A 12,380-nucleotide genomic window follows, 5' to 3' on the forward strand; every position below is an offset into this window, starting at 1 on the left:
GTTTCCGGCCGCCGGGGAGTGGGGGAGGTCAGGCGTCGGCAGCCGGCGAGCTGGTCGCTCGCGCGGCTGCGGTGTGGGTACGGCTGCTGATCTCCATGCGGTCAACGGTACGCACAGGTGTCCCGGCCCGTCACTCGGATTTCCCGGAGGGGGCCCTGCCGTAGCCCTTGCACCGCTGTTCCTGCCGTATCAGCGACCGGCCTCCGTGCGCCGCGTGCGCCTCGGCCAGCGCGATGCGCAGTGCCGGGCGGATCTCCGCCGGCAGGCTGCCGAGGTCGGGCCAGCGCACGACGTGCTGGGCGACGTCCCGCAGCTTGGTGTTGGTGCGCTGGGACACCGTCTTGAGGACCTCCCACCCCTGGTCGGGACGGAGACCGCTGAGGGCGAGGACGACACCGATCGCCTGGTCGACGACGGCGTGAGAGACAAGGGCCTGCCGGAGCTGGGCGATTTCCTCCTGGAGTTCTTCGATCTTCACAACCAGCTCTTCGTGTTGCGTCATGCAGTCCTGTCGCCCTCTCCCTCTGGTGCACGGCGACTCCCGCGGCCGCCGCCCGTCCAGCCTGGACGCAAGGGTCCGTCCGTGACGAGCCACCGGACGCACACCTTGTGACCAGGCAGGACAGAAAACGAAACGCGGTCGCGAAGCATCGCGGCATTCGCGGGTATGTGCGAAAGACGAGCCGAGCAGAGAGCGGGAGGACCTGGCTGCGATGGAGACGCTGACGTTCGACAGCGACGACCTGGACCGTACTGAGGACTTCCTCAGTCATGCCTACGCGAAGATGCGGATCGGCAGCGGTACGTCGGACAGCAGCCGTGCCCGGATCCACCGCACCGCCATCGACTCGGTGAGCGTCGACGAACTCGACCTGGACTTCGACATGAGCTACGCCGTCACCCCGCTGGGCCGGATCTGCCTGTGCGTGGTCCACGAGGGCACCATCGAGGACCACGTCTACCAAGGTGTCTCGGACTCTTTCGGCCCCGGCGACGTGGTGTCCTTCGCCCCTCCGGAACTGTCCTACGCGGGCCGTATCCAGGCGGCCCGCTACAACATCACGATGCTGGACCCGGAGCTGCTCACCCAGGTCGCGGGGGTCACGGGCGGACGGCACCCGGAACCGGTCCGGCTGACCGGACACCGGCCGCACACCCCCGCCGCCGGCGACCGGCTGCGGTCGACCATCCGCTATGTGCAGGACCACGTGCTGTCGGATCCCGCGGTCGCCGACCAGCCCCTCGTCGCCTCCACCGCCGCCCAGCACCTTGCGGCGACCGTCCTGGCCACGTTCCCCCACACGGCCGCCACCGACCCCACCGGCTCCGAGCGCCAGGACGCCCACCCCGCCGCCCTGCGCCGCGCCCTCGCCTACATCGACGACCACGCCGACCGGCCCCTCACCGTCGCCCAGATCGCGGAAGCGGCCCACGTCAGCGTCCGCGCGCTGCAGTACGCCTTCCGCCGGCACCTGGACAGCACCCCGCTCGCGTACGTCCGGCAGGCCCGCCTGTCCCACGCGCATGACGAGCTGACGGCCGCCGACCCCGAGGACGGAGCCACCGTCACCGACATCGCCGCCCGCTGGGGCTTCTACCACCCGGGCCGTTTCGCCACCCTCTACCGGCACTCCTACGACCGCTCACCGCGCCGTACCCTGCACGACGGCTGACGTCCTGTCTGCGGCTGGTGACAAAGCGCCCACGGGGCCCTGCGTTCTTGTGAGCAACCGCCGAGAGGCGTGCCCGCGCAGCCCTACGGTCCCAGCATGAACACGAGTCGCAGCAGAGGAAGAACCCCTGAAACGCTACGTGTCGCGGCGCTGGCGGTGCTGCTGACCACCGGGGCGTTCACCCCGTCGGCGTCCGCGGACAGCGCGAGAACCGAGACACCCGTCGGGACGAGCGGGGGTGTGACCGAGACCGTCGTACGCGTGAAGGCACCCCTTCCGGCGTCCTTCGGGGCCCGTCCGGCGGCGTGCGACTGGCTGTCGTATCTGCGCTACCGGTCCTCGTCGGGGCCCGCGTCATCGGCCGACGCCGACCGGGTCCTGGTCGCTCAACCGGGCATCCTGGAGGGCGCCGGAGCCTTCGACAGCGTCGCCCGCAACACCGTGGCGCGCGCCGCCGAGCAGGGCCGTCACATCGAGTTCTGGGCCCTGGACCGGCGCTCCAACTGCCTTGAGGACCGCACCGGAATCACCTCCGGCGACCAGCACACCGCCGTCGACTACTACTACCGCGGCAAACAGGTCCAGGGCCGCACCTTCGCCGGGTTCGTCGGCAACGACAAGCTCGGATGGATGGCGAAGCTCGGCATCGAGCAGACCGTGCGCGACGAGTACGACCTGCTCGCCGCCGAGTTGCCCGACCAGGGCGTCCGCAAGGACAAGGTGCTGTGCGGCGGCCACTCGCTCGGCGGTGTCATCACCGGGTACTTCGCCGCCGCCGACTTCGACGGCGACCCCGCCACCACCGCCGACGCCGGACACAACCAGTGCGCCGGCTACTTCGCCCTCGACACCACCGTCTCCACATCCCTCGCCGACCTGAGCGGCAGCATCCCGGACGACACCAACCTGCCGGACGTGGGCCTCGGTTACGGCGTCGTCCAGGCCGGACTCGACAGCGGACTGCTCCCACGCTCGCTGTCGGCGCCCGTCCTGCTCAACCCCGAGACCATGACCCTGCTCGCCATCGCGGGCGTGGGCGCCCTGCAGGATCCGGGCGGCGAGGCCGATCTGCCGAGTTATCTGCCCGCCAACACCAACATCGAGGCCACCAACCGCTTCCTGTTCTCCAAGGACACGGCCACCTTCCTCACCGGCTCACCCGCGGTGAAGGACTTCCGGCTCACCAACGAGGCGATCCTCGGTTCGCTGATGGACGACCAGTCCGTGCCGCTCGCGTTCCTTCAGAGCAGCGTGGGCTTCTTCGACGGCGGGCCCATCACCGACAAGAACTTCCCCGCGGCCAACGGGAGTTCGTCGCAGCCGGGCCTCTTCGGCACCGAGTACAAGGCCATTCCCGCACAGCCGCACGGTCCGCTCTACACCTGGCGCAACTACGACCGGGTCGGCGACCCGGACGACCCCGGGTACCGGTCGTCGGACGGAACCCCGTTCACCGCGGCGGGCAAGGAGGTCACCGACATCCGGGAGCTGGCGCGCAGCATGGCCGCTCAGCCGCTGGACTTCACCGAGCAGTACTTCCCGACCAAGCTGGTCACCGACATCCAGCTGGCCACATCCCCGCAGGTGAAGCGGCTCGTCGTGCACCCCGACGGGCTCACCGCCAACCCGACGCTCACGGTCCTCGCGGGTGACGGACTGCTCGCCGGCCGGGTCCCCGCCGACCTGCACCCCGTGGTAGCGGACGGCTACCAGCACCTCGACGTGCTGACCGCGGCGCCGGTACAGAACAATGGCCGGCCGGAGCCGGTGTCCACCGCGCTCACGGAGTTCGCGCGTACACCTCGATAGACGGACGGTATGCGAAGGGCCCGGGAGGAAGCCTCCTCCCGGGCTCTTCTGTGCGCTGTCGCTCAGACCTTGCGGGTGACGGACTGCTCGTCGGCGGTGTCCAAACAACGGCCGGACCGAACTGGTGTCCAGACATGTGGAAGGGCCCGGGAGGGAAACTCCTCCCGGGCCCTTCCGTCCGCGCTCGCTCAGACCTTGCCCGCGGCGAAGGTCGCGGCCGCGTCGGCGTTCGCCGTGTAGCCGAGGTGCGCGAGTGTGTCGTTGCCGCCCGCTTCGCAGACCGGGTCACCCTTGGCGCAGAAGTCGATGGTGCGGCTCTGGTACGTGCCGGTGACGCTCTTGCCGATCGCCCGGATCGGGTTGCCGAACAGCAGCACCGCGGCCACCCGTGACTCCAGCGCGGCGGGAATGGTGGCCACGATGGGACTGCCGACCACGGCACCGGCGCTGCTGATGCCGATGGAGTTGTCGACGACATTCGCGCCCTGCGAATAGCCGACCAGAATGAAACGCTGATTCGGACAGGCGGCCGCCTGGCTGTTCACGTGGTTCACCAGATCCCTGTTGCCCTGCGCGGCCGAGGTGAGGGAAAGGTCCGCGGGGTAGTTCACCTTGTAGCTGCTCACATTCCGGCCCGTGAGTTTCCTCTGGAGCGCGGAGTACACCGGGTCACCGACGATCAGGCCGAGGTTGCCCGGCTCGAACGTGCCGCGAGCGGCGACGACGTCGATGTCCGAGCAGGCCGCGGCGGATGCCGGTGGCGCCGAGACGGTGGCCACACCGGCTCCGCCGACCAGCGAGAGCGCGGCGAGGTACAAGCGAATACGCATGGGGATCCTTTGAGGGTGGGGCGTGTGATACGCCTGTGGAAAGGACGTCCCGAAACTTATTCGCTTGACCATGAGAGGTGTTATGGACGGGAATTCAGAAATTCCTCGCTCTTTTGTGCCGTGGTGAGTGCCAGAATGAGATCCAGACGGGCGCCTGGATCGTGCAGGGCGTCACCGAAGACTTTCTCCAGCTGACGCAGCCGATAACGCACCGTCTGCGGATGGACATGGAGACGGGCGGCGACGTCGGGCACATTGCTGCCGCTGAGCAGCCACGCCAGCAGCGTCTCGGCGAGCCGCTCGCGCTGCCCCTCCGACACCGCCTCGAGCGGTGCGAGGGCCCGCCCCCGCAGTTGGTCGAGCATCGGCTCGTCGCTGTGCAGCAGCAGGGTCGACAGGTGGTCCGCGCAGCGCACCACCCCCTGCCGGGGGAGGATCCCGCGCCCCATCAACCCCAGCGCCCGGACGGCCCAGCGCAACGACTGGGCCGCGTCGGCGAGCGGCACCGTCGGCCCGATCGCGGCCGGCCGCCCCCGCAGCGCGAGGCTGAACGCCCGGCCCCCGAAGCGCCCGGAGCCGTCCGGGTCGGGGATCAGCATCCGCGGCGGCCGCGACTCCATGTCCACCAGAGCCCCCGCGGCGGCCAGCGGCCACTCCTCCTCCCGCTGGTCCGGCGTGGCCGCGAGCGCGACGACCGCGACCTGCCTGGGCACCGACCACCGGGCACCGTGCGCCAGGTCCTGCACCGCCGCGGGTGCGACCGGACCCTCGCCGAGCAGCAGGTCCAGCAGGCGTCTGCGACGCCGCTCGAGCTCGTCGGTGTTGTGCGCGCGCGCCTCGGAGTACCCGGCAGCGGCCGCCTCCGCGACCTCGTGCACGGTGCGGAAGGCGAGCTCGCCCAGCGCCGTGACCACCGCGGAGTCGAGGCCGAGTTGCTCGGCCGTCCGGCCCATCAGGCGCCAGGCGTGCAGCCCGCCGACCCGCAGCGCGGACTGCAAGGCGTCCAGGCTGCGCCCCTCCAGGGCCTCACCGCGCCCGAGTTCGTAGTACGTCGCCGCGATCGCGTCCCCGCGGCCGCGCGGGTCGGCGATGTGGTCGACGAACAGGGTCAGCGCCTGCACCACACCGGCTCTGAGGTTCTCGCGGTACGTTCCGTCGGCCGGGCGCGCGTACTCGGGCACCTGCCGGCGGACCTCCTCCTCGACCTCGTCGGCGACGTCCTCCAGCTGGGCGCGCAGCAGTTCGGCCAGGTCGGGCGGGACCGCGGCGGCGCCGCGGCCCTCCGGGACGCCGTGCGGGGCGGGGGTGGCCAAGGGGGGCCCTCCTTTCACCCGGAAGCGGCTCACCCGCGGGCCGTTGCCCGTGGGGCGAGGGGTAAGTCCTGTGTTGGACGGACGACCCCTGCGTTGCGTTCCGTGCCCCGACGGTACCGACATCACTGCGGCACCCCCAGACCTCGGGCGAGCAACGGCCACGACGCGGTGAACTCCTGCTTCCAGTAAGCCCAGCTGTGCCCTCCTCCTGCGTAGAAGTGTGTGGTGACCGGGATGCGCTGCAGCGCGAGCGTGTCGGTGAAGGCATGGGCGGAGGGCCACAGGGCGCTCTCCAGGGCCTCGGGCAGCCAGTCACCCGTGCCTCCCGCCAGCCCGCTGCCGCTGGAGACGTACAGGGCGGTGCCGCGCAGTCCCGCGGCCCGGTTCCGCGGGTTGAAGTCGCGCCAGGTGAGCAGGTTCAGGAACGGATTGCCCCACAGCGACGTGGGCACCAGGTTCTCGCGGGCCACGATGGCGTCCATCAGGGTGGGGACACCGGGCGCCATGGTGTCGAGGATCCCGCTGTAGGAGGCCGCCGCGGTGAACATGCCCGGGTGCCGTGCCGCGTGCGCCATCGCGCCGTAGCCGCCGGTGGACACCCCCGCGACGACCCGTACACCGGAGGCCCGGTAGTCGCGGGCGAGCAGCGCCGGAACCTCCTTCAGCTGGAAGGTCTCGTAGTCGGGCCCGCCGCGCCAGGCGGTGGGGATCCCGGTGGGCCCCGCGTCGGGCATCGCCACGATCAGGTCCCGGCCCTCGGTGAAGGCCTCGATGTCCGTCTCCCGCGTCCAGGACGTGTAGTCGTCGTGGGCCCCGTGCAGCAGGTACAGCACGGGGTAGGTGCGGGTGGGCTGCGAGCCGAAGCCCGACGGCAGGATCAGCCGCACCGGCGCACTGCGGCCGAGCGCGGCGGAGGACACGGACACGTCGACGGTGCGTGACCCCACCGCGGCGGCGGTCCGGGCGCCGAACAGGACGGCCAGACCGGCACCGGCCGCGGCCTTGGTGACGGTACGTCGGGACACTCCGGTGGTGCGACGGTGCATGGCGGCTCTCCTCGGATCACGTTCAGCGGGTCCCTTCGGCGAGCTCGCGCCCCAGACGGGCGGCGATCTCGTCGACGTGCGGCGGGTCGAGCAGCGACAGGTGGTGTCCCGCGACCGGTACGACGGTCAGGCGCGGGCACACCTCGTCCCAGCCCAGCGTCTGGTCGTCGCGTTCGTAGGCGGGGTCGCGCACGGTGTGCGGAGCGGGCTCCGTGGCCCGGTACAGGACCACCCGCCCGTCGTGAAGGCCCGGCCGGTGGGCCTCGCCGATCCTCAGGTCCAGGTAGGAGGAGCGCTGGTGCTCCAGGGCGGCGGGCGGCACATCGGCGGACGCGCGCAGGATCCCCAGCACGGTGTCGATGCGTTCTCCGTCGTCGTCCATCGCGACGAGGTCGTCGTACGGCAGCTCGAGCCGGACCCCGTAGGCGTCGCTGACGTGCCGGGCGAACCCCTCGAAGTGGGCGCGGAGCCGTTCGGCCGGTGTCCGGTCCGGCTGGGGGAGGGGGCGTACGGAGTCGATGAGGACCACGAGCTCCACGTCCCGCCCCGCCGCGGTCAGTTGCCGCGCGGTCTCCTGGGCGACGAAGCCGCCGAAGGACCAGCCGCCCAGCAGACAGGGCCCGTCGGGGTGGACGGCCGTGACGGCTTCGGCGTAGCGGCGCGCCTTCTCGGTCACCGTGGGGGCGTCTTCGAGGCGTTCGAGACCGTACACCGACAGCTTGTCTCCCAGCCGTTCGGCCAGTGCCCGGTAGACGTCGGTCGTTCCGCCGGCGGCGTGCACGAGGAAGAGCGGGGGACGGCCGGCGGTGACGTGCAGCGGGCGTACCGGCCCCGGCCGGACACGGTCGGCCAGCTCTTGCACGGTGGTGGCGCCGAGCAGGTCGCGCAGCGGCAGCTCGGTGCCGAACTCGCGCTCGACGGCGGTGCGGACACGGACCGCCATCAGCGAGTCGAGCCCGAGGCCGGCCAGGGCGGTGGCGGGAGTGACCCGGCCCGCGGGGTGGCCGGTGACCGTGGCGATGTGGTGGCACAGGCGGGCGGCGACGGTGGTGTCCTCGGGCACCTCGGCCCCGGTTTTCGCGGACGCCGCTGCCGGAAGGTCGGCAGGCACCTCGGGCCGCGTCTTCGTAGGTGCCGACCCCCGCCCGTCCGTCCACCAGTGCCGCACGTGCTTCCAGCGCGGCGCGGGCAGGTCGACGACCCGCCCCGGCGGCAGCGGCAGCCGTCCGCCCGCGCAGTACAAGGTCCCCACCTGCGTGAGGAAGTCGGCGCATCCGTCGGCCTCCCGCCGGAGCGTGCCGATCGTGAGGGCACCGGGCACGTTGTCCGTGATGGCCCGGCCCAGGACCGGGTGGGGCGAGATCTCGACGAAGGCGGTGTGGCCGTCGGCGGCGGCCGCGGCGACGGCCCGGTCCAGCCGCACGGGCCGCCGCAGGTTCGCGGCCCAGTGAGCGGCGTCGAAGACACAGTCGCCGCGCGGATCGTCCAGGACGGTGGAGTAGACCGGCACGAGGGGCGCTCTGCCTCCGACGTCGGCCAGGGACTCGGTCAACTCCGCGAGCAGCGGCTCGACCTGGGGCGAGTGCCCGGCGCCGACGACCCGCATGGAACGAGCCGCCCGCCCTTCCCGCTCCAGCCACCGCACCAGCCGTGCCACCGCCGGTTCCTCACCGGTGACGACCTTCTGCCCGGGCGAGGAGTGAACGGCGACGTGCACACCGGGGAAGTCCCGGGCCAGCGCGTCGAGTTCGCCGTCGTCGAGGTCGACGACCGCCATGGCACCGCCCTGCAATCTGCTGAGCAGCCTTGCCCGTACGGCGACGATCCGGGCGCCCTCCGACACGTCCAGCGCACCCGCGCACACCGCGGCGGCCACCTCGCCCAGGGAGTGGCCGATGACGGCGGCGGGCTCGACGCCGTAGGAACGCCACAACTCGGCCAGCGCCACCTGGAGTCCGAACAGAACGGGCTGGGCCACCTCCAGCCGGTCGAGTTCGCTCCCGGACGCGAGACGGTCGTACAGGGACAGCCCGCACTCCGCGTCGAGCTTCTCCACGGCGGCGGCGAAGGCGGGCTCCTCGGTGAGCAACAGGCGTCCCATTCCTGCCCATTGGCTGCCGTACCCGGAGAAGACCCACACCGGGCCCGGCCCTACGAGATCACGCTCACAGGTCACGACCTGCCTGTGCGGGCACCCCTGCGCCAACGCGCCCAGCCCGTCCGTGAGTTCGTCATGGTCCCGGGCGACCACGGCCGCCCGCACCCCTCCGCGGCCGGTCCGTCCGGCCAGCGTGCGCGCCACGTCGGCGGGATGCGCGGCCGCCGTCCGGAGCCAGTCGGCGAGCCGGGCCGCGGTGTCCCGCAGCCGCTCCTCGTCCACGTCGGACAGGAGATGGAGCCGGGCCCCGGGCTCCTCGCCCGGTCGCGCGGGCAGCACGCCGGGTCGCCATTCCTCCAGCACCGCGTGGGCGTTGGTGCCGCCGAACCCGAACCCGGAGACCCCGGCCGTGGCGGTGCCGCCGTAGCGCGGCCACGGCTCGTCCTCGGACACCACCCGCAGCCGTACGTCGTCCAGGGCGCTGCCCTCGGAGCAGTGCAGGGAGGGCGGGATGACGTCGTGGTGCAGGGCGAGCACGGTCTTCACCAGCCCGGCGATGCCCGCGGCGGACTCCAGGTGCCCCAGGTTCGACTTCACCGAGCCGAGGAGCAGCGGCTGGTCGGGGTCGCGGCCCGCACCGAGGACGGCGCCGAGCGCGCCCGCCTCGATCGGATCGCCGAGCGGGGTGCCGGTGCCGTGCGCCTCGACGTAGTCGACGTGGGCGGGGGTGAGCCCGGCCCGGGCGTACGCGGTGGTCAACAGCGCCTGCTGGGCGGCCGGGTTGGGGGCGAGGAGGCCGTTGGAGCGGCCGTCGGAGTTGACGGCCGTGGCGCGGATGACGGCGAGCACACGGTCGCCGTCCCGCTCGGCGTCGGACAGCCGCTTCAGGAGCACGGCCGCACAGCCCTCCCCGCGGCCGATGCCGTCGGCGTCCGGTGAGAACGGCTTGCACCGGCCGTCCGGCGCGAGGGCGCCCGCCCGCCGGAACGCCACGGTGACGGTGGGGGAGAGCAGCAGGTTGACGCCCGCGGCGATCGCCGTGTCGCTCTCGCCCGTCCGCAGGCTCACGCAGGCGTGGTGCACCGCGACGAGCGAGGAGGAGCAGGCGGTGTCCACGGCCATGCTCGGCCCACGGGTGTCCAGCACATACGCCAGCCGGCCCGCGGCCACGCTCAGCGCACCGCCCGCCGGCGCCCAGGGATCCACGGCCGCCGGGTCGGCGCCGGTCAGCGCACCGTACTCCGGGGCGGAGACCCCGACGAAGACACCGGTAGCGGTGCCCGCGAGGGACGCGGCCGGGACGGCGGCATGGGCCAGGGCCTCGTGGACGACCTCCAGGAGGATCCGCTGCTGCGGGTCCATCACTCCGGCCTCACGCGGGGTGATCCGGAAGAAGTCCGCGTCGAACCCGGCGATGTCGTCGAGGTAGCCGCCGTACGGGAGCGCGTCCTCGGGCGGGAAGGGGGTGAAGTCGCGCCAACGGTCCTCCGGGACCCGTCTGATCGCGTCGATGCCATCGGTCAGTAGCCGCCAGTAGTCGGCCGGGCCGTGTACACCGCCGGGGAGGCGGCAGCCGAGCCCGATGACGGCGATCGGCTCCGAGGTGGGCGGAGCCACCGCGGCGGGCGTCGGCGGCGGGGGCTGCGACGGCGTACGGCACAAGTGCGCCACCAGAGCCTCCCCGGTGGGCGCCTCCCACAGCAACGTCGCCGGCAGCTCGCGTCCCGTCAGCCGGGAGAGTTCCCCGGCCAGCACGACCGCTTCCCGCGAGGACATGCCGAGATCCGCCAGCGGCCGGTCCATCGCGACCTCCGCGACGGCCGTACCGGTCCACGCGGCGACCCGCTCGGCGATCAGACGGCGTATCGCGCCCGCGTCCACGGCCCTCACTCGGCGCCGTCCGTCGCGTAGGCACCCGCCAGATACCGCTCACGTGTCAGCGCCCGCGACACCTTGCCGCTCGACGTCCGCGGCACCGTGCCCGGCGGGACGAGCAGGACGTCGGCGAGGCGCACCCCGTGCCGTCCGGACACAGCCGCACGCACGGCCCGTACCAGAGCCGGTACGTCGATCCCGGCGAGGTGCGTGGTCCGCGTGTGCTCGGCGACTACGACTACCCGCTCACCGGAGCCGCCCGCGACCCCGAACGCGGCGAGCCGGTCGCGCCGGATGGCCGGATGCGTGTCCTGGACGGTGGCCTCCAGGTCCTGCGGATAGTGATTGCGTCCGTCGACGACGATCAGGTCCTTCAGCCGACCGGTGACGATCAACTGCCCCTCCAGGACCGTTCCCAGGTCACCGGTGCGCAGCCGGCCGTCGGTTCCGAAGACGCGCCGGGTCTGCTCTTGCTGGTTCCAGTAGCCGCGGCCCACGTTGGGGCCCCGCACCTGGATCTCACCGACCTCGCCCTCGGACAGACGGTCGCCGGAGACGGGATCGACGATAAGGACCTGCTGTCCCGCCGGAGTGCCGCAGCCCGCCAGCAGCACGGCCCTCGGATCGTCCGGCCGTGCGGGCAGCGCCTTGCCCTCGGCGAGCGCGTCCCGGTCGAGGGCGAACCGGCGCAACGGTTCCCCGGGCCGGGCGGCGCTGACGAAGACGGTCGCCTCGGCGAGCCCGTACGAGGGACAGTGGGTCTCCGCGACGAGCCCCTGACCGGCGAAGGCCGCCTGGAACCTGTCGGCCGTGCCGGGGCGGACCGGCTCACTGCCGTTGATCAGCGCGGCGACCCCGTCCAGCCGCAGCTCCGCCTTCTGCGCGTCGGTCACCGCGGAGGCGCAGTAGTCGTAGGCGAAGTTGGGCGCCGCGCTCAGGGCGCGCGGATGCGCGGCCAACAGCCGCAGCCAGCGCGCGGGTTCGTGCAGGAAGGCGACCGGATCCATGAGTACCGACAGCAGCCCCCGCACCACCGGGGCGGCGATGCTCAGGACGAGCCCCATGTCGTGGTACAGCGGCAGCCAGCCCACGCACGTCGCCGGATGGGCATCCGCGCCGTAGGCGCTCAGCGCCTGCCGGGCGTTGGCGACGACATTGGCGTGACTGATCTCCACGCCCGCCGGGGTACGGGTCGAACCGGAGGTGTACTGGAGGTAGGCGACCTCCGCGTCGGCCGGCTCCAGGTCTCGCGCGGCGGCGTCCGGGACCTGGTCCACGGCGACGACCCGGTCGCACAACTCCTGTACCTCACCCAGGTGCCGGCTCGTCGTCACGACGACCGAAGGACGCGCGTCGGCCAGGACCGCTGTCAGCCGGTCCCCCTGGCCCGGCAGACCGGGCGGATACAGCGGTACGGCGATGAGGCCGGCGGCGAGCGTCGCCAGGAACCCGGTGACGTACTCCAGCCCCTGGGGGCACAGCAGCGCGACCCGCGCCCCGGGCTCGGCCTCCTCGGCGATCCGGGCGGCCACCGCCCGTACGCGCACGTCGAGCCGGCGCCAGGTCAGCGTGCGATGGACGCCACGCGAATCCGGGGCGGGATGGTCGACGAAGGTGAACGCCCGGCGTTCGGGGGCGGTTCGGGCCCAGTGGTGTACGTACTCCGGCAGACTCCGGAACGCGGGGGCGAACGGGGGACGGCGGTTGTCCATCGGGCAGGTCTCCTCGCGGGGCAG

8 protein-coding genes are annotated in these 12,380 nt (G+C 72.4%); 2 read left to right on the forward strand and 6 right to left on the reverse strand.

What is annotated here, in order from left to right:
- Window positions 1-130 precede the first annotated feature (130 nt).
- Complete coding sequence (locus M2157_RS45055; protein WP_280868085.1) at window positions 131-502, reverse strand: ANTAR domain-containing protein; 372 nt, start codon at window positions 500-502, stop codon at window positions 131-133.
- 211 nt (window positions 503-713) lie between these two features.
- On the opposite strand from M2157_RS45055, the gene M2157_RS45060 reads away from it, so the two are divergent.
- Both M2157_RS45060 and M2157_RS45065 read left to right on the forward strand, forming a co-directional pair.
- Complete coding sequence (locus M2157_RS45060) at window positions 714-1,673, forward strand: AraC family transcriptional regulator (protein ID WP_280855346.1); 960 nt, start codon at window positions 714-716, stop codon at window positions 1,671-1,673.
- A gap of 96 nt (window positions 1,674-1,769) precedes the next feature.
- Window positions 1,770-3,482 carry a hypothetical protein gene (locus M2157_RS45065; protein WP_280868086.1) on the forward strand — a complete coding sequence of 571 codons (1,713 nt, stop codon included), beginning with the start codon at window positions 1,770-1,772 and terminating at the stop codon, window positions 3,480-3,482.
- Between the two features lie 188 nt (window positions 3,483-3,670).
- Here the strand turns inward: M2157_RS45065 and M2157_RS45070 are convergent, their stop codons facing one another.
- The 5 genes from M2157_RS45070 to M2157_RS45090 form a co-directional block, all read right to left on the reverse strand.
- Window positions 3,671-4,312 carry a cutinase family protein gene (locus tag M2157_RS45070; RefSeq protein WP_280855344.1) on the reverse strand — a complete coding sequence of 214 codons (642 nt, stop codon included), beginning with the start codon at window positions 4,310-4,312 and terminating at the stop codon, window positions 3,671-3,673.
- 80 nt (window positions 4,313-4,392) lie between these two features.
- Complete coding sequence (locus tag M2157_RS45075; RefSeq protein WP_280855343.1) at window positions 4,393-5,625, reverse strand: PucR family transcriptional regulator; 1,233 nt, start codon at window positions 5,623-5,625, stop codon at window positions 4,393-4,395.
- A 122-nt stretch (window positions 5,626-5,747) separates the two neighbouring features.
- Window positions 5,748-6,671, reverse strand: a complete 924-nt coding sequence (locus M2157_RS45080; RefSeq protein WP_280855342.1) for an alpha/beta hydrolase family protein — start codon at window positions 6,669-6,671, stop codon at window positions 5,748-5,750.
- 22 nt (window positions 6,672-6,693) lie between these two features.
- Window positions 6,694-10,659 (reverse strand): type I polyketide synthase, encoded by a 3,966-nt coding sequence (locus M2157_RS45085; protein WP_280868087.1) that lies wholly within the window; start codon window positions 10,657-10,659, stop codon window positions 6,694-6,696.
- Window positions 10,656-12,356 carry a fatty acyl-AMP ligase gene (locus M2157_RS45090; protein WP_280868088.1) on the reverse strand — a complete coding sequence of 567 codons (1,701 nt, stop codon included), beginning with the start codon at window positions 12,354-12,356 and terminating at the stop codon, window positions 10,656-10,658. The genes M2157_RS45085 and M2157_RS45090 overlap by 4 nt, the downstream gene beginning before the upstream one ends.
- Window positions 12,357-12,380: the final 24 nt, after the last annotated feature.

It is taken from the genome of Streptomyces sp. SAI-127, from assembly GCF_029894425.1.
Classification (GTDB): Bacteria; Actinomycetota; Actinomycetes; order Streptomycetales; family Streptomycetaceae; genus Streptomyces.